A 20552-nucleotide genomic window follows, 5' to 3' on the forward strand; every position below is an offset into this window, starting at 1 on the left:
CGCCGCCCGGTGCGTTCCGTGATCCGGGTCGCGCCACGCGGGCGCGTTCGAGGATAGCGCTCAGCCGACGGGACGGTGGCGCGCGCGCAGCCGCGGGATGATCGAGATCAGCACGGCGATCGCGAGCGCCAGGCCGATCACCCAGAACTTCACCGGGCCGTCGAACAGCGTCACCGAAACCGCGCCGAAGGCCAGGATCCCGGCCCACAAATAGATCAGCAGCACCGCGCGGCGCTGCGAGTGGCCGATCTCCAGCAGGCGGTGGTGCAGGTGCATTTTGTCCGCGGCGAACGGGCTTTCGCCGCGGCGGGTGCGGCGGATGACCGCCATGATCAGGTCCAGCAACGGCACGAAGAGCACCGCGACCACCACGACGAGTGGCGAAAGCAGGGCCAGCGCGTCCGAAGCGCTGAAGCGCGTGTAGCTCACCCGGCCGCTGGCGGACGTCGTCGCGCCGGCGAGCATCAGCCCGATCATCATCGAGCCCGAGTCGCCCATGAAGATCTTGGCGGGCTGGAAATTGTAGGGCAGGAAGCCCAGACAGGCGCCGGCGAGCGTGGCCGCGATCAGCGCCGGCGGGTACGAGCCGACGTCGCCGCCCGCGCTGTCCAGCAGGCCCAGGGAGAACGCGCAGGTGGCCGCCGCGGCGATGAAGCCGAGGCCGCCCGCGAGCCCGTCGAGGCCGTCGACGAAGTTCATCGCGTTGACCATCACCACGACCATCAGCACGGTCAGCAGCGCGCCCTGGTTCTTGTCCAGCACCAGGACCGAGCCGAACGAGTCGCCCTGGCCGCCCCACGGCACCCAGAACGACACCCACTGCACGCCGAAGATGACCAGGATCCCGGCGCACATCACCTGTCCGGCGAGCTTGGTCCACGCGTCCAGCTCGAACCGGTCGTCGAGCGCGCCGATGAGCGACAGGACGCCGGCCGCGAGCAGCACGCCGACCGCGTCGAGCGAGGCGTCGAAACCGTGGCTGAGCGCGGGCAGCTGGTGCGCGAGCCCCATCGCCGCGGCGACCCCGAGGTAGATGCCGACCCCGCCCATGCGCGGGATCGGCGTCACGTGGACGTCGCGGGCGCGCGGGTTGGCGATCGCGCCGATGCGGATCGCGACGCGGCGGACGACGCCGGTGAGCAGGAACGTCACAGCCGTCGCGGTGAGCGCGACGAGGAGGTACTCCCGGATCGGGAGAAGTCCTTGCACAGGGGACATGACAGCGTCACGCCTGCCGGGGGGTCCGAGTCACCGCGTCACGCTACCGCGACCGTGAGACAGCGTTGTAAACGACTGTCACGCCGTTCGCGGCGGCGGGGCGGTGAGACCATTGTGGACTCCCCCGCTCAGGCCAGCGCCTCGACGGCGATGCCCATCACCTCGGCGATCGCGGCCCGGGTGACCGCGCCCTCGCGCAGCACCACGGGCGTATCGCCGGTGAGGTCGACGATCGAGGACGCGACCGGCTCGCCGCTCGAACCGCCGTCGAGGTACACCGCCACGGAGTCGCCGAGCTGGTCCTGCGCCTCGGCGGCGGTGGCCGCGGGCGGGCGGCCCGAGACGTTCGCGCTCGACACGGCCATCGGGCCGACGTCGCGCAGCAGCTCCAGCGCGACCGGGTGCAGCGGCATGCGCAGCATCACGGTGCCGCGCGACTGCCCGAGGTTCCACTGCAGGCTCGGCGCGTGCGGCAGCACGATGGACAGGTCGCCGGGCCAGAACGCCTCGATCAGCGCCCGCGCCTGCGGCGGCACGCCCAGCACCAGACCGTCCACAGTGGACCAGGACCCGACCAGCACGCCGACCGGCATGTCCGGGCCGCGGTTCTTGGCGCGCAGCAGCGCCTGCACGGCGCCCGCGTCGAAGGCGTCCGCGCCGATCCCGTAAACGGTGTCGGTGGGCAGGACGACCAGCCGGCTGGACCGCACGGAGGCGGCCGCGGCGGCCAGCCCTTCGGCCCGGGACTCGCGCTTGCTGCAGTCGTACACCGTGCTCATGCCGCGAGCCTAGCCCTCGTCCCCGGCGCCTGATCCGGTGGTCAGGTGCCGGGGACGGGCGGCTCAGAAGCCGATCGCGGAGCAGGTGGTGGTGCTCGTGCGGGACGGATCGGCGACCGAGGTCGCGGTGAGCTTGACGCGCGCGGTGTAGGCCGCGCCCGGTGCCCGTTTCGCGTAGGCCCGCACCGGGGCCGTCTTGCCGAACTTCGCCGTCGCCAGCTCGTTGGGCAGGCGGACCTCCCAGCCCTTCGCGTCGGTGCTGACGCTCAGCCGGTAGGTGTCGGAGTCGTACGGGGCCTTCGCACCGCGCGCCGAACCGGTGTTGAGCAGGCGGAAGTCGCACGTCGCGAGTCCGCCGTCGGTGAATGCCGGCAAGGCGGGCAGCAGTGCCGCGCCACGCGTCTGCGGCCCCGCGCCGTCGAGCGAGGCGACCGTGACGGTGTACGAGAGGATCCCGCTGCCGTCCCGCTTGACGTCGGTGACCAGGAAGTGCAGCCGGTTCGCCTGGTCGGTGTACTCGTACCCGCCGGACGCGCCGGTGCCCGCCTTGAACGCGGCATCGTTGAGCTGCCGGTAGTCGCCGACGGTGGCCTTCACCGGCGTGCCGTCCGGCTTCACGTAGTCGGTGAGCCCGACGTCCTGCGGATTGGCGTCGACGATCCATTCGAACGGCGCGGCGTCGCGGTTCTTCGTCTTGGCCAGCAGCACCCCGGAGTCGGGCGCGAACGAGTCCGAGCCCATGCGGTCGACGACCTCGACGGTGTAGTTGTCGTAACCGCCGCCGTCGCACAAGGGATCGGTCTTACCGTCGCACTTCGGCGATTTGTCGCCGCCGGGCAGCGCGATGGTGATGCCGGTGTACGCGCCGGGTTCCGGCGCTGCCTCGCGCGCAGTCACCCGCGCCGTGACGGGGCCGGTCTTGGCCAGCTGGTCGCGGTCGAGCTGCAGCACCTGGGCGGGGTCGACGATGCCGAGCTTGAGCTTGTTGCGCAGCATGTGGTGCGCGCCCATGGAGCCGCCCTCGGTGGCCGGGATCTGCCAGCGCGTGTGCGGTCCGCCGGGGCCGTTGAAGCTGCCGCGCGAAAGCATTTCCCACGGGCCGGTGTAACTGCGCTGGGGCGGGTCGCCGAACGGGTTGTTGTAGTTGTCGCCGATGCCGAGGATGTGGCTGAACTCGTGCGCGTAGACCGCCTGGCCGGAGCTCTCGGCCTGGGTGGACGAGCCGTTCTGCGCGTTGGGCCAGATGCTCGCGGCCGAAGCCCACGAGGTCCACGGCACGTAGCGGGTGTCCGCCCAGTTGGGCAGGGTCTCGTCGCCGGGCGGGCCGAACTCGTCCGGCACGGACTCCTTGTCGCCGAACTTCATCTCGCCGAACTCCTGCCAGGTCGAGCTTTCGTCCTGGCCCGCGGACAGGAAGAAGACGAAGTCGAACTGGTCGGCCACGGGGCCGACGTCGGCGCGCCACGCGGCCGCGGCGTCCGTGCGGAGGTTCCGGGTGCAGTTCGCGCCGTGGGGGCAGGCGTTCTGCTGGAACTCCATGCCGTACTCGAAGGACTTGCCGGGCATCCGGTACGGGCCGAACGCGGTCAGGTCGACGCCGAGGCGGCCGCCGGAGTCCTCCATCCAGTACTCGTTGATGGTGTGGCCGTGGTTGAGCGCTTCGGGCTTGTTGAGGAAGTCCTGGTAGTACTTCGCGACGCCGTCACGCGGGAGGTCGTGCGCGCTCGGGCCGGGGTTGCCGAACACCGTCGAATGCGGCGCCTTGGTGACGACGAAGTCCTGGTCGGGGTAATCGGTGAGGACCACGGCGCCCTTGAACGTGCGCTGGGTCGGCTTCAGCGCCGGGTCGGCCCAGTTCGTGCCGGGGATCTTGCGGTAGTCGTCCCAGGTCATGGCCGCCTGGTCGGTCCAGCGCGCGGCGTCGATCGGGGCGGGCCAGCCGCGGGTGAGCGGGTCGGCGGCCGCGGTGCCGGCGGCCAGGCCGGGCAGCAGCACCGCGGCGACGACCACGGCGAGGGCGGTCTTGACGCGTCGGTAGGAGGGTCTCATCCACGCTCCTTCACGAACTCCGGCCGCCTCGGGGACGGCGGCTCGAAGATCGACCGTAGGGCCGTTAGTTAGGGCTGCGAACGAAATCCACCCCCATGCCTCACGACGAAAGTCGGGCACCGGGGCCGGAAAGGGCAAAAATTCGCGACCGGCGCATTGCGGCCTTCGGTGCCCACTGGGGCTACAAGCCGAACGCGCCGCCCTCGACGAGGATGAGCAGACCGAGGCCGATCAGGACGACCGGCAGCAGGATGTGGCCCCACCGGGCCAGTGCCCTCGCGACGGCCGCGCGGGTGGCGAAGAACCGGCCGGCCGCGAGCCAGCCGGCCATCAGGACGAGGAACACGACCGCGTACTCGGTCATGCCGCCGACGCCCGCGGTGGCGAAGACCGGCACGTACGCGCCGATGTTGTCGCCGCCGTTGGCGAAGGTGATCACCGCGACCTCGAGGATCTTCGGGCCGCGGCGCGCGTTTTCCTGGTCGAGATCGTCGCGGCGCCGCCACGCCTCCACCGCCGCCTTGACCCCGAGCGCGAGCGGCAGCAGCCCGAGGTACGGGACGGCCCCGTCCGGCAGGAACGTCGCGCCGAACGCCGCGGCCACGCTGACGGCGAGGATGACCAGGAAGCCGAGGTACTGGCCTAGGGCGATCGTCCGCGTCGCCCCGCGGTGCCCGGCGTCCTGGGCGAAGAACACCGCCAGTACCAGGAGGTCGTCGATGTTCGTGGCGGCGAACAGGACCACGGCCTGACCGAGGACGCCGAAGTTCACCGCCGGATCACGGACAGGCCGGCCGTCACGACGTGCCCGCGCCGCTCAGCCGAGGCGGCGGGCCGTCACGAAGCGGGCGCGGCCGGTGTAGTCGTTGTGGTCCTCGACGCCGGTCAGCACGCGGCGCGCGCGGACCAGGGCCGGGGCGGCCGAGCCGTGGGTGTCGTCGTGCTCGATGGCCAGCCCGCCGCCCGGGCGGAGCAGGCGGGCGCCCGCGGCGACGGCGTGGCGGATGATCGCCAGGCCGCTCTCCTCCGCGAACACCGCGCGCGCCGGGTCGTGCTCGGCGACCTCCGGCGGCACGTAGGTGCCCTCGGGCACGTACGGCGGGTTGCACAGCACCAGGTCGACGAGCCCGTCCAGCTCGGCGAACATGGTCGGGTCGGTGATGTCGCCGGAGTACAGCCGGATCGGGGTGTTGCCGGCGTCGGAGTGGACGTCGGCGTTGTGGCGGGCCCAGGCGAGCGCCTGCGCGTCCACGTCGACCGCGTAGACCACCGCGTCCGGCCGCTCGTGGGCCAGCGCCAGCGCCAGCGCGGCCGAGCCGGTGCACAGGTCGACCACCACCGGGTACTCGCGTCCCTGCAGGAACTTCAGCCCCCACTCCAGCAGCAGCTCGGTCTCCGGCCGCGGGACGAACACCCCCGCGCCGACGTTCACCGTGATGTTGCCCAGCGCCGCCCAGCCGGTGAGGTACTGCAGCGGGATGCGCTTGGCCCGCTGCGCGACCAGCTGGCCGATCGCCTCGATCACCGGCGGGTCGACCAGCGGCACCATCGGCAGCCTGCCCCGGTCGACGCCGAGGACGTGCGCGGCGATGAGGTCCGCGTCCGACCGCGGGGACTCCACACCGGCCTCGGTGAGAATCCGGGTCGCCTCCATGATGGCCAGGCGCAGCGGCTGCCGATTCACTGGTCGTCCTTCACGTCGTCAAGCCTGACACAGCAGGGGGAATTCCCAGGGTATCGACACCGCGCCCAGCCCGGTCACGCCTGGCCGAGATACCTCGCGAGCGAGCCGCGCCGCCGGCGCATCGCGTCGATCCGCTCGTCCATCGCGGCCAGCTCGCCGTGCAGCAGCGAAACCAGCTGCGGGCACGGGTCGAGCCGCGCCTCCGGGCCGTTGACGCAGTCCAGCGCCCCGGCGATCACCTCGGTTGTCAGCCCGGCGGCGAGCAGGCGCCGGATCTGGCAGACGCGAACCACGGCGTCCTCGCCGTACACGCGGTAGCCGTTGCTGTTGCGCTTGGACGGCAACAGCCCCTGTTCGCCGTAGTAACGCAGCAGCCGCGGGCTCACCTCGGTCCGCCTCGACAGCTCACCGATCAGCATCCGACCCCCAGACTTGACCTTCACACCGGTGTCAATACTTAACGTCGCGGGCATGAGCAAACATTTCGCGCACGTGGTCCGCGGGGCCGGCCCCGGGCTGCTGCTGGCCCACGGTGGCGGCGGCGGGGTCGAGGGCAACTTCGGCGGCATCCTCGACGAGCTGGCCCGCACCCGCACCGTGGTCGGCCCCGACTATCCCGGCTCCGGCGCCACGCCGCGCTCGACGGTCCCGCTGGTGCTCGACGAGGTGGCCGACGAACTGGTGGCCACGGCCGTGGCCGCCGGGGTCGAGCGGTTCGCGATCCTCGGCTACTCGCTGGGCACGGCGGTCGCGGTGCGCGCGGCGACCCGGCACCCGTCGCGGGTCACCGGGCTGGTCCTGACGTCCGGCTTCGCCCGGATGGACAACCGCATGCGCCTGGCCGTGGACGTCTGGAAGTCCCTGCTCGGCGGCGACCGCGAGCTGCTCGCCCGGTACCTGGTGCTCGCGGCGACGGGGGCCAAGCACCTGGCCGCGCTCACCCCGGACGAGCTGGAGACGGCGGTGAAGGAGCTGGCCGCGTTCGTGCCCGAGGGCACTCCCGAGCAGGTCGGGCTGGTGGAATCGGTGGACACCCGGGCCGAGCTGGCCGGGATCGCCGTGCCCACGCTGGTCATCGCGACGACCCTCGACGGCCTCGCCTCCCCCGCGCTGTCGCACGAGCTGGCGGACGGCATCCCCGGCGCGCGGCTGGTCGAGATCGAGGCGGGGCACAACATCGGCGCCGAAGCCCGTGACGAATGGCTCGCGGCGATCGTCCCGTTCCTGGCGGAGGTGGCGTGAGCATGGACTTGCAGGTGGTGTTGCCCAACGAGGCCCCGGACCTCGACCCCGGGCAGTTCGCCGAGCTGGCCCGGCTCGCCGAGGAGCTGGGGTACGAGTCGGTCTGGCTGCCCGACCACGTGCTGCCGCCGGGGCCGTTCGGCGAGGTCTACGGCGGGGCGTACGAGCCGCTGGTGACCCTCGCGTACGTCGCCGCGGCCACCGAGAGGATCGGCTTGGGGACGTCGGTGCTGATCCTGCCGCTGCGGGAGCCGTACGTGCTGGCCAAGCAGGTCGCGACGCTCTCGCGGCTGTCGGGCGGACGGCTGGTCCTCGGCGTCGGCGTCGGCTGGAACGCCGAGGAGTTCGCCGAGGTGGGCGCGGATTTCGCCGGTCGCGGCAAGCGCACGGACGAGACGCTGGACCTGCTGGACCGCCTGTCCACCACCGGCCGCGGCCCGTCGGGCGGCTATTTCGAGCCGCGTCTTACGGAACGCGTGCCGATCTTGGTCGGCGGCAACTCCATGCCGGCCCTACGCCGAGCCGCCCGCACCGGCGACGCGTGGCTCGGTGTGCAACTGGACCCGGCAGCTTTCGCCGAACGCGCGCGGACGCTGGCCGGTCTTGCCGGGGGCCGAACGGTACGGCCGATGACCCGGATGGAGTGGTCCGGCTCCCCAGCTGATCTCGACCGGGCCGTTGCGGACTACCACGCGTACGCGGCCGCGGGTGCCGCTGCCGTGGCCGTGCACTTCGGTGCGAACGCCGGGTACGCCGACCGGATGCGCACCTTCGCCGACGCCGTGCGCTGACGCGGGCGGACTGAACCGCGCAGGTCGGGACCGGTTGCCCACTGTCATCTCCTAGACTCGGCCGGTGCGATCCAAGGAACTGCGCTTCGGCCTGACGGTCTTCGTCGCCTCGTTGGCGCTGCTGCTGGTGCGGTTCCTGGTTCCGCGGCCGATCGGCATGGCGGACAACGGCGACGGCTGGCGGCTGCTCTGCGGGCTCGGCGGCAAGCAGCTCGACCGGCCGTCCGAGGGCTGGGTGCGTTTCAGTTACGGCCAGGGCGTGCCCTGCACCAGCGACTACGTCTCCAGCCAGAGCTGGCTCGACTGGCTCGCGAACAAGGTCGGCACCCTGCTCGGCTCCACCGGCATCCTCAACCTGCTGGTGCTGGGAGTGATCACCTGCGTGCTGGTCGCCGCCGCGATCACGGCCACGGTGCTCGGGCTGGACCTGACCGGGCGGTACCGCTGGATCGCCACCGCGCTGCTGCTGCTCGTGATGGGCGACTCCGCGTTCTTCGGCTACTTCGCGTCCACGCTCAGCGAAGGCGCGGGGTTCCTCGGCATCCTGCTGATCGCCGGCGGGCTGTTCCTCATGCACCGCAAGCACTTGCGGTACGCGGGCGCGATCGTCACCGTCCTCGGTGGACTGATCGGGATCAACGCGAAATCGCAGACGTTGCTGCTCATCCCGCTTTTTGTCATCGCGGTGCTGATGGCGCGCCCGGCCGGCACGCCCGGCAAGGCCCGCTGGGTGCTGCCGCTGGCGGTGCTCGCGATCGTCGGCGTGGGCACCCTGGGCATGCAGTCGCACGGCGACCCGGCGAACGCGGAATACCGCGAGGCCAACATGTACAACGCCGTCTTCGACTCCATTGTGGACGGCAAGCACGACACGAACGCCGACCTGGCCGCCCTCGGGCTGCCGGCGTCCTTCGCGCAGTACATCGGCACCGGCTGGTGGAGCCCGGGCGCGGCCTGGCACGACCCGCTGTACCCGCAGTACCGCGACCAGATCAGCCGCCGCAACATCGCGCACTACTACGCGACGCACCCCGTGCGCGTGGCCCAGATCCTGCAGCAGGGCGGGGTCAACACGCTCACCGCGCGCCCGGACAACCTCGGCAGCTTCGGCGAACTGTCCGGCGAACCGAGGCTGTCGAAGGAATACCGCGTGCCGGTGTTCTCCGGCCTGGCCGCGCTGGTCGCCCCGGCCGGCCTGTTCGTGCTGATCCCGGTCTGGCTGCTCACCGGCTGGGCCGCCGTCCGCGCCTTCCGCCGCCGCGAAAACGGGCGCGAGTACGGGATCGTGCTGTTCCTGCTGCTGTTCTTCTCGGTCGGCCAGCTCGGGCTGTCCGCACTCGGCGAGGGCGTGGAAGGCGTGAAGCACCAGCTGCTCACGCTCTTCCCGACCGTGCTGGCCGCGGTGTTCGCCGGGATCAGCCTGTTGCCCCGCCCCGCGAAAGCCGAGCCGGCCGTCACCGACGAGGAGCCGATGACGGAGACGCTGGAAGCGATCCGTTAGCCGGACTGCGAAGCCAGCCGTTCCTCGCGGTCCGCGGTAGCCAGGGCGTCGAGCACGCCGTCGAGGTCGCCGTCGAGGACCTGGTCGAGGTTGTAGGCCTTGTAGTTCACGCGGTGGTCGGAGATCCGGTTCTCCGGGAAGTTGTACGTGCGCACGCGCTCCGAGCGGTCGACTGTGCGGACCTGCGAACGCCGCGCGTCGGACGCCTTCGCGGCGGCCTCCTCCTCGGCGATGGCCTGCAAGCGCGCCTGGAGCACCTGCAACGCGCGGGCGCGGTTCTGGATCTGCGACTTCTCGTTCTGGCACGACACCACGATCCCGGTCGGCAGGTGCGTGATCCGCACGGCCGAGTCGGTGGTGTTCACACTCTGGCCGCCGGGGCCGGACGAGCGGAAGACGTCGATGCGCAGTTCGTTCGGGTCGATCTCGACCTCTACCTCCTCGGGCTCCGGGTAGATCAGCACCCCGGAGGCGGAGGTGTGGATGCGGCCCTGCGACTCGGTCGCCGGCACGCGCTGCACGCGGTGCACGCCGCCCTCGAACTTCAGCCGCGACCAGACGCCGTCGACGTCGGCCGACTTGCTCTTGATCGACAGCGTGACGTCCTTGTAGCCGCCGAGGTCGGAGTCGGTGGAGTCGAGCACCTCGGCCTTCCAGCCGTGCCGCTCGGCGTAGCGCAGGTACATCCGCAGCAGGTCGCCGGCGAACAGCGCGGACTCCTCGCCGCCCTCACCGGACTTGATCTCCATCACCACGTCGGAGCCGTCGTACGGGTCGCGCGGCAGGAGCAGCTCGGTGAGGCGGGACTCGAGGTCCGGGATCTTCGCGGCCAGCTCGGCGGCTTCCTCGGCGAAGGTGGAGTCCTCGGCCGCCAGCTCGCGGGCGGCGGACAGGTCGTCGCGCGTCTGGTCCAGTTCACGCACCGCGCGGACGACCGGGCCCAGCTCGGCGTACCGGCGGCCGAGCTTGCGGGCCCGGGCCTGGTCGGTGTGCACGGCCGGATCCGCCAGCTGCTCCTCGAGCTGGGCGTGCTCTTGGAGCAGACCCTTGAGCGACGTCGAATCCACGTGTGCCTCTTTCCCGGCCTTGAGAAAATCAAAAGACAAAAAACGGCGCCCACCCGAGCGTGCGGGTGGGCGCCGTTGATCAAGCTACTTGGCGTCGGTCTTCGTCCGCTTGCCGTAGCGCTTCTCGAACCGCGCGACCCGGCCACCGGTGTCCATGATCTTCTGCTTGCCGGTGTAGAACGGGTGGCAGTTCGAACAGATCTCGACGTGGATCTCGCCCGAGTCCTTGGTGCTGCGGGTGGTGAAGCTGTTCCCGCAGTTGCAAGTGACCTGGGTGGTCACGTATTCGGGGTGAATACCGCTCTTCATGGTGTCCTCTCTCGTTGGCCCCGGGTCCCCGGAGGTAGGGTGAACCGGTGCCGGACTTCAGCGGGTCATTCTGCCAGACGGGCTGACAGCTGCTTCAACACACCCCGGTGACCTGGTATTCCACGCCGCCACGGCCGGCGGTTGAGCCCTCAACCAGCCCTCGTTTGTACGAATCTTGTACCTATTGGCGCGATGCTCGCCGGACTCGTGAATTACCCACAGGTAGGAGGCTCAGCATGCGCACAACCGACCTGCTCTCCCGGGTGGTGAAGCCCGCGGCCGTGGCCGCGCTGGTCGCCGCCGCGGTGCTCGTCGCCCCGGCCGCGAACGCGAGCACCGGGATCACCGCCGCCGACGTCCACCCCGCCGCCGCCACCTTCACCGAGCTGCCCTCGAGCACGGTGAGCGTCGACAGCGCCGGTGACGGCACCCCGGCCGGCGCCGTCGCCTGGTACAAGGCGCACCTGGGCAGCACCGGCTGGCAGGGCTACTGCGAGAAGGCCGCCGAGAACGCCTACGGCACCACCGGCGTCTGGGCCTCGGCGAACGCGCACTGGAACGGCGCGAGCCCGAAGCACACCAGCGGCACCCCGCCGCTCGGCTCGTTCGTGTACTGGAACATCAGCGCGTACGGCCACGTCGGCATCGCCGACGGCAGCGGCGGCTTCTACGCCAGCAGCGTCAACGGCGCGATCGGCCACGGCAGCTCGACCAGCTACTTCTCCAACTACCGCGGCTGGACCCCGGCCGCCGTGCCGCACCAGTAACCCACGAAAGCCGTCAAGGCCTCCTTACCCGCGTGGGACGCGGGTAAGGAGGCCTTGACGGCTTTGCCGGGAACGGTCAGTCGTCGTCGTTCGAGCCGAGGGCCGTCTTCGAGACCTGCATGAGGAACTCGATGTTGGTCTTCGTCTTGCGCAGGCGCGAGATCAGCAGGTCGATGGCCTGCTGCGAGTCCAGCGCGTGCAGCACGCGCTGCAGCTTGTGCGTGACCGCCAGCTCGTCCGGCGAGAGCAGCAGCTCTTCCTTACGGGTGCTGGACGGGTTGATGTCCACGGCCGGGAACACGCGCCGCTCGGCGATCTTGCGGTCGAGCTTGAGCTCGGCGTTGCCGGTGCCCTTGAACTCCTCGAAGATCACCGTGTCCATCGTCGACCCGGTCTCCACCATGGCGGTGGCGAACACGGTCAGCGAGCCGCCGTTCTCGATGTTGCGCGCCGCGCCGAGGAACCGCTTCGGCGGGTACAGCGCGGTCGAGTCGACACCACCGGACAGGATCCGGCCGGACGCCGGGGCCGCTAGGTTGTACGCGCGGCCCAGGCGGGTGATCGAGTCGAGCAGCACGACCACGTCGTGGCCCATCTCGACCAGTCGCTTGGCCCGTTCGATGGACAGCTCCGCGACCGAGGTGTGGTCGGCCGGCGGGCGGTCGAAGGTGGAGGCGATGACCTCGCCCTTCACCGACCGCTGCATGTCGGTGACCTCTTCGGGACGTTCGTCCACGAGCACGACCATCAGGTGGCACTCGGGGTTGTTCGTCGCGATCGCGTTGGCGATGTCCTGCATGATCGTGGTCTTACCGGCCTTGGGCGGCGACACGATCAGCGCCCGCTGTCCCTTGCCCACCGGCATGATCAGGTCGATCACGCGGGTGGTGAGCTTGTGCGACTCGGTCTCGAGGCGCAGCCGCTCGTTCGGGTACAGCGGGGTCAGCTTGGTGAACTCGGGACGGCGCTTGGACTCGTCCGGGTCCAGCCCGTTGATCGAGTCGACGCGCACCAGCGGGTTGAACTTCTGCCGCTGCTGCTCGCCGTCGCGCGGCTGGCGCACGACGCCGGTGATGGCGTCACCGCGGCGCAGGCCGTACTTGCGGACCAGCGAAAGCGAGACGTACACGTCGTTCGGCCCGGCGAGGTAGCCCGAGGTGCGGACGAACGCGTAGTTGTCCAGCACGTCCAGGATGCCCGCGACGGGCAGCAGGACGTCGTCCTCGCGGATCTCGGTGTCCGGCGAGCCGCTTTCGCGCTGGCCGCCACCGGTGCCGCGGCGACGGCGGTCGCGGAAGCGACGGCCGCGACGGCCGCCTTCCTCGTCGTCGTCCCCGCCCTGCTGGCGGTTGTCCTGCTGGCCGCGGTTGCCGTTGTCCTGCTGGTTGCCGCGCTGCTGCCGGTTGTCCTGGCCGCCCCGGTTGTCCCGGTTGCCGCCCTGCCGGTCGCCACGGTCGCCGCGGTCGCGCTGGTTGCCGTTCTCCCGGTCGCCGCGCTGGTTGCCGCCATCGCGCTCGGCCCGGTCGCCGCGCTGCTGGTTGCCGCCTTCACGGTCACCGCGGTCACCGCGCTGGCCGCCGTCACGCTGGCCCTCGGGCGCACCCGCGGGCCGGTTCGAACCGCGGCGGCGACGGCCTCGGCCGCCCTCCTCCTGCTGCTGACCGTCGCCGTCTTGGCGCTCCTGCTGCGCGGGGCGCTGCTCGGCCGGGGCGGAGTTCTGCGGCGCCTCGGCCACCGGGGCCGAGCCGTTGCTCTCGGCCTTGGGCGCCTCGGCCGGGGCCTCCTCGCGCTTCTTCGCGGCGCGAGCCGGCTCCTCGGTCTTGACGGCCTTCGGGGCCTTGGCGGCCTCGGGAGCGTCGCCGACGCCTTCGAGCGGGAGCGTCTCCGCGGTACCGGCGGCGCGCTTCTTGGTCTTGCCCTGACGCTCGCGGATGGCCGCGATCAGGTCACCCTTGCGCATCCCGGTGGTCTCGCCCACACCCAGTTCGCCCGCCAGCTGGCGGAGCTCGGCGATGACCATTCCGGACAGGCCCCCGGTGCGGCGCTTCGGAGCGGCCGCGGCCCCATTGCTCTCAGCGGCCGCGGCGGGGGTTTCCACGTCGCCGCTCAACAGATCGGTGTTGCTCACACATGTCCTTCCTGACCGATCCACGCCTCCAGGTGGATCAGCGGACTGCCGCCGATCGCGTCTGATCGCGAAACGGCATTTGCTTCCGATGCGGACGAGTCGCGCCTAACCGTGCGAGACACAGCGAGAGCGCCGCCAGCACAGGGGTGTTTGCCTCCCCCAAACGGAGGAAACGGAATTCGGCACCGCCGAAACCGGAAACCCGCCTGCGTCCTCCGCTTTCCCGCAGCTCATGCGGTACGGATTGGCGGATCGACGAAGGATGCGATCCGGAGACTCCCGAGGAGCGGACAGGACCGGCACCGGATGCGGAAACGCACGGTGATCGAACGCCCCCGAGGGTAGACCGACGCCCACCGGGGTGCAACAACCACCCCCCGCGTGGCGCGGCTGCCCCCTGCCCCGTGACCGGGGCTTTACAGAGCCGCAACCTGCACACCGGCGAGGTCCACGCCCAGCTCCGCGACGTCGAATCCGGTGACGTCGGTATCCGGCGGCAATTCTCCGGTGGTGGTCAGCGCCAGGACGGTGGGACCGGCGCCGGAAATCGTCGCAGCGATTCCTCGAGCACGGAGCGTGCGCACCAGCTCGGTGCTGGCCGGGTACGCGCTCGCGCGGTAGTCCTGGTGCAGCCGGTCCTCGGTGGCCGCCAGCAGCAGCTCGGGGCGGGCGGTCATGGCCAGCACCGAAAGTGCGGCCCGCCCGGCACTGTGCGCCGCGTCCGGGTGCGGGACCTGGGCCGGGAGCAGCCCGCGGGTGGCGTCGGTGGACGACTTCACCGCGGGCACGGCCACGACCGGCCGGATCGACGGCGCCGGCGTCACGCGCTCGGCGTGGAACCGGCCGTCCTCGCACCAGGCCACGACCAGGCCGCCCAGCAGGCTCGCGGCCGCGTTGTCGGCGTGGCCCTCGAACTCGGCGGCCAGCTGGAGTGCCTCGTCGTCGAGCGGCGCCCCGGCCAGTGCGTAGCCCAGCGCCACCCCGGAAACCACCGCCGCCGCGGACGAGCCGAGCCCGCGCGCGTGCGGGATGTTGTTGAAACAACGCAGGTGCAGTCCCGGCGGGCGGACGCCGAGGTGCGCGCACGCCCGGCGGATGGCCCGCACCACCAGGTGCGTCTCGTCGGTCGGCACGTCGGCGATACCGCCCGCGCCCGCGTCGAAGACCTCGACTTTCAGGCCCTCGTCGGTGACCTGCAGCTCGACCACGTCGTGCCGGGCCAGAGCCAGGCCGAGCGCGTCGAAACCCGGGCCCAGGTTGGCCGTGGACCCCGGGACAGTTGCCCGGAACCCGGTGCTCGTCACCGCAGTTCCAGCGCGGCGGCCACCGCCGAGGGGTCCACCGCCAGCGGCTCGACCTCGACGTTGCCTTCCAAGGCCGTGGCCGGGTCCTTGAGCCCGTGGCCGGTCACCGTGCAGACGACGGTGGCGCCCTTCGGCAGCCGGCCGTCCGCGGCGGTGGCGAGCAGGCCCGCGACGCTGGTGGCCGACGCCGGCTCGACGAACACGCCCTCGCGGCTGGCGAGCAGGCGGTACGCCTCAAGGATCTTCTCGTCGGTGACGGCCTCGAACAGCCCGCCGGAAGACTCCTTCGCGGTCACCGCGCCGGCCCACGACGCGGGGCTGCCGATGCGGATCGCGGTCGCGATCGTGTCCGGTTCGGACACCGGCTCGCCGTGCACGAGCGGGGCCGCGCCGGCCGCCTGGAAACCGAACATCCGCGGCGTGTTCTTCACCACACCGTCGGCGGCGTACTCGGAGTACCCGGCCCAATACGCGGTGATGTTGCCGGCGTTGCCGACCGGCAGGCAGTGGATGTCCGGTGCCTGGCCGAGCACGTCGCAGATCTCGAACGCGGCCGTCTTCTGCCCGGCGATGCGCACCGGGTTGACGGAGTTCACCAGCGTCACCGGGTAGTCGGCCGCGGTCTTGCGGGCCAGCTCCAGGCAGTCGTCGAAGTTGCCGTCGACCTGGAGGATGCGCGCGCCGTGCAGCACGGCCTGGGCGAGCTTGCCCATCGCGATCTTGCCCTGCGGCACCAGCACCGCGCAGGTGAGCCCGGCGCGCGCGGCATACGCGGCCGCCGAGGCGGAGGTGTTGCCGGTGGACGCGCAGATCACCGCCTTGAGCCCGCTGGCCAGCGCGTGCGTGATGGCCACGGTCATGCCGCGGTCCTTGAACGAGCCGGTCGGGTTCGCGCCCTCCACCTTGAGATACACCGTCGTGCCGGTGAGCCCGGACAGGTGCGGGGCCGGCAGCAGCGGCGTGTTGCCCTCGCCGAGCGTCACCACTTTCGCGCCGTCCGGAACGGGAATCCGGTCGCGGTACGCCTCGATGATCCCCGGCCAGCCGCTCATGCCGACGCCTCGATTCGGAGTTGCACACTGCTCATTGAGGAGGCGCCGACATGAATAGCGATGATTCGCTTGCAAGCTGCGGTCATTGGTCTTCACCTTCCACGCGCATGACGCTGACGACTTCGTGCACCACGTCGAGTTTCGCGATCTCGTCCACAGTGGATTGCAGCGCCGCGTCGGGCGCCAGGTGGGTGACCACGACGAGGCTCGCCGTGTCGTTCGCGTCGCGCTGGCGGACCGCGGCGATGCTCACGCCGTGGCCCGCGAAGGCCTGCGCCACCTGGGCGAGCACACCCGCGCGGTCGGCGACGTCGAGGCTCACGTGGTAACGCGTCGGCGTCTGGCCCATCGGGCGCACCGGCAGCGCGGCGTGCGCGGACTCGCGCGGGCCGCGGCCGCCCGCGACCTGGTTACGGGCCACCGCGACCAAGTCGCCGAGCACGGCGCTCGCGGTGGGCGCGCCACCCGCGCCCTGGCCGTAGAACATCAGCTCGCCGGCCGCGTCGGCTTCGACGTACACGGCGTTGAACGCGCCGCCCACCCCGGCCAGCTGATGGCTGCGCGGGATCATCACCGGGTGCACGCGCGCCGAGACGGACTCGGTGCCGTCGTCACTCGTCACGCGCTCGCAGATGGCCAGCAGCTTCACCGTGCGGCCCAGCACACGCGCGGCGTGCAGGTCGGCCGCCGTGACGTCGGCGATGCCCTCGCGGTGCACCTCCGAAGCCGTGACGCGCGTGTGGAACGCCAGCGACGCCAGGATCGCGGCCTTGGACGCGGCGTCGTAACCGTCGACGTCCGCGGTCGGGTCCGCCTCGGCGTACCCGAGCCGGCCGGCCTCGTCCAGCGTCTCGGCGTAACCCGCGCCGGTCGAGTCCATTGCGGACAGGATGAAGTTGGTGGTGCCGTTGACAATGCCCATCACCCGCGTGATGCGGTCACCGGCCAGGGATTCGCGCAACGGCCGCAGCAACGGGATCGCGCCGGCCACGGCGGCCTCGAAGTAGAGGTCCACGCCCGCGGCGTCGGCGGCCTCGAACAGGTCGGCCGAATGCTCGGCCAGCAGCGCCTTGTTGGCCGTGACCACGGACTTCCCGGCGCCCAGCGCGGCGAGCAGCCAGCCGCGGACCGGCTCGATGCCGCCGACCAGCTCGACCACCACGTCCACGTCCTCGCGGACCACCAGCGCCGCGGCGTCGTCGGTGAGCAGTTCCGGCGGCAGCTCCGGGTGCTTGTCGGGGCGCCGCACGGCGATGCCGGCCAGCTCCACCCGCGCCCCGGCGCGCGCCGCCAGCTCGTCCGCCTGCTCGACCAGCAGCCGGGCGACCTCACGGCCGACCGTGCCGCAGCCCAGCAGGGCGACCCTGATCGCGCGACCGTCCGATGGAGACCCCGATGGAGACACACCCGATGGAGACACAGTGGACACTTCTCAAACCTCCAGGCGCAGCATGTCGTCCGTCGTCTCCCGCCGCAGCAGCACGCGGGCGCCGCCGTTGCGCACGGCCACCACCGCCGGGCGCGGCTGCCGGTTGTAGCCGCTCGCCATGGAGTAGCAGTAGGCCCCGGTCGCCGCGACGGCCAGCAGGTCGCCGGGGGCCAGCGTGTCGGGCAGCCAGCAGTCCCGGACCACGATGTCGCCGGACTCACAGTGCTTTCCCACGACTCGGGACAAAGTGGCGGCCGCGGGGTCGGTCCCGTCCGCCGCCGAGCGCGAGACGACGCGGCAGTCGTACACCGCGTCGTACAGCGCGGTGCGGATGTTGTCGCTCATGCCGCCGTCGACGCTCACGTAGCGGCGCGCGGTTTCGTCGCCGAGCGCGACGTCCTTGATGGTGCCCACCTCGTACAGCGTGATCGTGCCCGGGCCGGCGATGGCGCGGCCCGGCTCGCCCGCGATGCGCGGCACCGGCAGGTCCGCGTACGCGCATTCCTTGCGCACGATCTCGCGGATCTGCGTGATCATCTGCGCGGGCGGCGGCGGGTTGTCCTTTTCGGTGTACGCGATGCCGAAGCCGCCGCCGAGGTCGACCAGGTTCAGCTGGTCGAGCAGCTCGCGGCCGTGCTCCTTGGCCAGGTCGCCGAGCAGCCCGACCACGCGGCGGGCGGCGACCTCGAAGCCGTCGGCGTCGAAGATCTGCGAGCCGATGTGGCTGTGCAGCCCGGTCAGCTTCAGCGACGGCGCGTTCAGCACCCGGCGCACGGCCTCGGCGGCGTCGCCCGAAGCCAGCGAGAAGCCGAACTTCTGGTCCTCGTGCGCGGTGGCGATGAACTCGTGGGTGTGCGCCTCGACGCCCACCGTGACCCGGACCAGCACCGGCTGCACGACGTCGCGCTGCGCGGCCACGTCGGCCAGCCGGGCGATCTCGTAGTACGAGTCGACCACCACAGTGCCGACGCCCGCGTCCACCGCGGCCTCCAGCTCGGCGACCGACTTGTTGTTGCCGTGGAAGGTGATCCGCTCGGCCGGGAAGTCCGCGCGCTGCGCGACGGCCAGCTCGCCGCCGCTGCACACGTCCAGGCTCAGCCCCTGCTCGGCCACCCAGCGGGCGATCTCGATGGAGAGGAAGGCCTTGGACGCGTAGTGCACCAGCGCCGGGTCGTCGAACGCCTCCGCGTAGTCGGCGCAGCGGGACTTGAAGTCCGCCTCGTCGACCACGAACAGCGGCGTGCCGTAGGTCTCGGCCAGCTCGCGCACGTCGACGCCGGCGATCCGCACCACGCCGTCGGCGGCGCGGAAGGTGTTGCGCGGCCACACTTTCGCGGGCAGCTGGTCGAGTTCGACGGCGCTCGCGGGCGGGAACCCGGAGGCGTCGGCATGGGGGTAGACGTCGGCGTGGCGGGGGCCCGCGGGGTGCGCCATGGGTTACATCCGTTCCGGAGCGGAGACACCGAGGAGGGACAGGCCGTTCGCCAGGACCTGGCGGGCGGCTTCGCACAACGCGAGACGGGCGTACGTCAGAGGGGTCGCCTCCTCGTCGCCCTGCGGCAGGACCCGCGCCTCGCGTACGGCGTAGAACTTGTGCAGCGCGCCGGCCAGCTCTTCGAGATAGCGCGCGACCCGGTGGGGCTCACGCATTTCGGCGGCGCGGCGCACCATGGCGGGGTATTCGCCGATGGTGCGCATGAGGTCGCCCTCGACCGGCAGCGTCAGCAGTCCGAATTGGACGCTGTCGACGTCCGCCGCGATCGCTTCGGGCTTGAGGCCGAGGTCGGCCGCGGAGCGCTGCATCGAGCGCAGCCGGGCGTGGGCGTACTGCACGTAGTAGACCGGGTTGTCGTTGGAGTGCTTGCGCAGCAGGTCCAGGTCGACGTCCAGGCTGGAGTCCACGGAGTAGCGGATCAGCTCGTACCGGGCCGGGTCGACGCCGACCGCCTCGACCAGGTCCTCCATGGTGATCACGGTGCCCGCGCGCTTGGACATGCGCACCGGCTTGCCGTCGCTGACCAGGTTCACCATCTGGCCGATCAGCACCTCGACGCTGTCCGGGTCGTCGCCGAAGGCCGCGGCCGCGGCCTTGAGCCGGGCGATGTAGCCGTGGTGGTCCGCGCCGAGCATGTAGATGCACAGGTCGAAGCCGCGGTTGCGCTTGTCCTTGAAGTAGGCGAGGTCGCCGGCGATGTAGGCCGGGTTGCCGTCGGTCTTGATGACGACGCGGTCCTTGTCGTCGCCGTACTCGCTGGAGCGCAGCCACCAGGCGCCCTCGTCGAAGTACAGGTTGCCGGAGTCCTTGAGCTGCTGCACCGCGGCGTCGACGGCGCCGGACTCGTGCAGCGAGTTCTCGTGGAAGTAGACGTCGAAGTCGGTGCCGAAATCGTGCAGGCTCTGCTTGATCTCGCTGAACATCAGCTCGATGCCGATCCGGCGGAAGGCCTCGTGCCGCTCGGCCTCGGGCAGCGACAGCGCGCTCGGCTCGGCCTTGAGCACCTCGGCCGCGATGTCGGTGATGTAGCCGCCCGAGTACCCGTCCTCCGGCGCCGGCTCGCCCTTGGCGGCGGCGATCAGGGAGCGCACGAAGCGGTCGATCTGCGCGCCGGCGTCGTTGAAGTAGTACTCGCGCGTGACGTCGGCGCCCTGCGCGGACAGCACGCGGCCCAGCGCGTCGCCGACCGCCGCCCAGCGGGTGCCGCCGAGGTGGATCGGGCCGGTCGGGTTGGCCGAGACGAACTCGAGGTTGATCACGCGCCCGGCGAGCGCGTCGCCGCGCCCGTAGCCGTCACCCGCGGTGAGCACCTGGCGGACGACCTCGCCCTGCGCGCCGGCCGCGAGCCGGAAGTTGAGGAAGCCGGGCCCGGCGACCTCGGCGGCGTCGACCCCGTCGGCGGCCGACACGACCTCGGCCAGCGCGTCGGCGAACTCCCGCGGCTTCAGCCCGGCCTTCTTGGCCACCTGGAGGGCGAGGTTGGTCGCGTAGTCGCCGTGTTCGGGGTTGCGCGGGCGTTCGATGGTCACCTGCTCCGGCAGCACGGCGGTGTCGACGCCCCGTGCGTCGAGCACCTGCACGGCGGAGCTGCGGACCAGGTCGGCGAGAGCGGCGGGAGTCACTCGCCGAATTCTAGGTGTGCCCAGGTCGGACGCCCACGGCGGCACGGGCGTGTCGGGAGCGCCGTCACACCCCCCGTGATCGTGAGAGGTGTTCACGGTCACCAGACGCCAGGTC

The 20552-nt window shown here is 71.4% G+C and carries 18 protein-coding genes; 4 read left to right on the top strand and 14 right to left on the bottom strand.

The genetic code is table 11. The annotated features are described in order from the left end of the window. Nucleotides 1-60: 60 nt before the first annotated feature. From OG371_RS06800 to OG371_RS06825, 6 genes are all read right to left on the bottom strand, one after another. Entirely contained in the window at nt 61-1218 is a 1158-nt protein-coding gene (locus tag OG371_RS06800) for a glycosyltransferase family 4 protein (RefSeq protein ID WP_329066675.1), read from the bottom strand. A 128-nt stretch (nt 1219-1346) separates the two neighbouring features. Beyond that, on the bottom strand, nt 1347-1997 hold the full coding sequence (locus OG371_RS06805) for an L-threonylcarbamoyladenylate synthase (protein WP_329066677.1): 651 nt from the start codon (nt 1995-1997) through the stop codon (nt 1347-1349). A 63-nt stretch (nt 1998-2060) separates the two neighbouring features. Continuing rightward, entirely contained in the window at nt 2061-4046 is a 1986-nt protein-coding gene (locus tag OG371_RS06810; protein ID WP_329066679.1) for a M6 family metalloprotease domain-containing protein, read from the bottom strand. Between the two features lie 181 nt (nt 4047-4227). Next, on the bottom strand, nt 4228-4818 hold the full coding sequence (locus tag OG371_RS06815) for a cadmium resistance transporter (RefSeq protein ID WP_329066681.1): 591 nt from the start codon (nt 4816-4818) through the stop codon (nt 4228-4230). Between the two features lie 45 nt (nt 4819-4863). Next, nucleotides 4864-5730 (bottom strand): peptide chain release factor N(5)-glutamine methyltransferase, encoded by an 867-nt coding sequence (gene prmC, locus OG371_RS06820; protein ID WP_329066683.1) that lies wholly within the window; start codon nt 5728-5730, stop codon nt 4864-4866. A 74-nt stretch (nt 5731-5804) separates the two neighbouring features. Then, nucleotides 5805-6149: a MerR family transcriptional regulator gene (locus OG371_RS06825; protein WP_329066685.1), complete on the bottom strand. Its 345-nt coding sequence runs from the start codon at nt 6147-6149 to the stop codon at nt 5805-5807. A 52-nt stretch (nt 6150-6201) separates the two neighbouring features. Here OG371_RS06825 and OG371_RS06830 point away from each other — a divergent pair, with 52 nt between their 5' ends. From OG371_RS06830 to wsfD, 3 genes are all read left to right on the top strand, one after another. After that, nucleotides 6202-6972, top strand: a complete 771-nt coding sequence (locus OG371_RS06830) for an alpha/beta fold hydrolase (protein WP_329066687.1) — start codon at nt 6202-6204, stop codon at nt 6970-6972. A 2-nt stretch (nt 6973-6974) separates the two neighbouring features. Further along, a complete protein-coding gene (locus OG371_RS06835) occupies nt 6975-7763 on the top strand; it encodes a TIGR03619 family F420-dependent LLM class oxidoreductase (RefSeq protein ID WP_329066688.1) in 789 nt (262 codons plus the stop codon). A 64-nt stretch (nt 7764-7827) separates the two neighbouring features. Next, complete coding sequence (wsfD, locus tag OG371_RS06840; protein ID WP_329066690.1) at nt 7828-9264, top strand: glycan biosynthesis hexose transferase WsfD; 1437 nt, start codon at nt 7828-7830, stop codon at nt 9262-9264. Here the strand turns inward: wsfD and prfA are convergent. Both prfA and rpmE read right to left on the bottom strand, forming a co-directional pair. Then, nucleotides 9261-10331 (bottom strand): peptide chain release factor 1, encoded by a 1071-nt coding sequence (gene prfA / locus OG371_RS06845; protein WP_329066692.1) that lies wholly within the window; start codon nt 10329-10331, stop codon nt 9261-9263. The two genes, wsfD and prfA, sit on opposite strands and share 4 nt — an antisense overlap. Before the next feature lie 84 nt (nt 10332-10415). Further along, complete coding sequence (gene rpmE, locus OG371_RS06850) at nt 10416-10640, bottom strand: 50S ribosomal protein L31 (RefSeq protein ID WP_329066694.1); 225 nt, start codon at nt 10638-10640, stop codon at nt 10416-10418. A 236-nt stretch (nt 10641-10876) separates the two neighbouring features. Here rpmE and OG371_RS06855 point away from each other — a divergent pair, with 236 nt between their 5' ends. Then, on the top strand, nt 10877-11407 hold the full coding sequence (locus OG371_RS06855) for a CHAP domain-containing protein (RefSeq protein ID WP_329066696.1): 531 nt from the start codon (nt 10877-10879) through the stop codon (nt 11405-11407). Nucleotides 11408-11483: 76 nt separating this feature from the next. Here the strand turns inward: OG371_RS06855 and rho are convergent, their stop codons facing one another. From rho to argS, 6 genes are all read right to left on the bottom strand, one after another. Further along, a complete protein-coding gene (gene rho / locus OG371_RS06860; protein WP_329066698.1) occupies nt 11484-13535 on the bottom strand; it encodes a transcription termination factor Rho in 2052 nt (683 codons plus the stop codon). Between the two features lie 416 nt (nt 13536-13951). After that, nucleotides 13952-14839: a homoserine kinase gene (gene thrB, locus OG371_RS06865; RefSeq protein ID WP_329066700.1), complete on the bottom strand. Its 888-nt coding sequence runs from the start codon at nt 14837-14839 to the stop codon at nt 13952-13954. Further along, entirely contained in the window at nt 14836-15891 is a 1056-nt protein-coding gene (gene thrC / locus OG371_RS06870; RefSeq protein WP_329066702.1) for a threonine synthase, read from the bottom strand. Before thrC ends, thrB begins: the two co-directional genes overlap by 4 nt. 82 nt (nt 15892-15973) lie before the next feature. Then, nucleotides 15974-17296 (bottom strand): homoserine dehydrogenase, encoded by a 1323-nt coding sequence (locus OG371_RS06875; RefSeq protein WP_329066704.1) that lies wholly within the window; start codon nt 17294-17296, stop codon nt 15974-15976. 27 nt (nt 17297-17323) lie between these two features. Continuing rightward, nucleotides 17324-18754: a diaminopimelate decarboxylase gene (gene lysA, locus OG371_RS06880; RefSeq protein ID WP_329066706.1), complete on the bottom strand. Its 1431-nt coding sequence runs from the start codon at nt 18752-18754 to the stop codon at nt 17324-17326. Between the two features lie 3 nt (nt 18755-18757). Beyond that, a complete protein-coding gene (gene argS / locus OG371_RS06885) occupies nt 18758-20437 on the bottom strand; it encodes an arginine--tRNA ligase (RefSeq protein ID WP_329066708.1) in 1680 nt (559 codons plus the stop codon). Nucleotides 20438-20552: the final 115 nt, after the last annotated feature.

This window comes from Amycolatopsis sp. NBC_01480, from assembly GCF_036227205.1.
Taxonomy (GTDB): Bacteria; Actinomycetota; Actinomycetes; order Mycobacteriales; family Pseudonocardiaceae; genus Amycolatopsis.

Coding starts and splice junctions, on each gene's coding strand:
- OG371_RS06805 (WP_329066677.1), bottom strand. CDS start 1,997: ATGAGCACGGTGTACGACTGCAGCAAGCGCGAGTCCCGGGCCGAAGGG.
- rpmE (WP_329066694.1), bottom strand. CDS start 10,640: ATGAAGAGCGGTATTCACCCCGAATACGTGACCACCCAGGTCACTTGC.
- OG371_RS06825 (WP_329066685.1), bottom strand. CDS start 6,149: ATGCTGATCGGTGAGCTGTCGAGGCGGACCGAGGTGAGCCCGCGGCTG.
- OG371_RS06800 (WP_329066675.1), bottom strand. CDS start 1,218: ATGTCCCCTGTGCAAGGACTTCTCCCGATCCGGGAGTACCTCCTCGTC.
- OG371_RS06810 (WP_329066679.1), bottom strand. CDS start 4,046: ATGAGACCCTCCTACCGACGCGTCAAGACCGCCCTCGCCGTGGTCGTC.
- OG371_RS06830 (WP_329066687.1), top strand. CDS start 6,202: ATGAGCAAACATTTCGCGCACGTGGTCCGCGGGGCCGGCCCCGGGCTG.
- OG371_RS06835 (WP_329066688.1), top strand. CDS start 6,975: ATGGACTTGCAGGTGGTGTTGCCCAACGAGGCCCCGGACCTCGACCCC.
- OG371_RS06855 (WP_329066696.1), top strand. CDS start 10,877: ATGCGCACAACCGACCTGCTCTCCCGGGTGGTGAAGCCCGCGGCCGTG.
- lysA (WP_329066706.1), bottom strand. CDS start 18,754: ATGGCGCACCCCGCGGGCCCCCGCCACGCCGACGTCTACCCCCATGCC.
- thrC (WP_329066702.1), bottom strand. CDS start 15,891: ATGAGCGGCTGGCCGGGGATCATCGAGGCGTACCGCGACCGGATTCCC.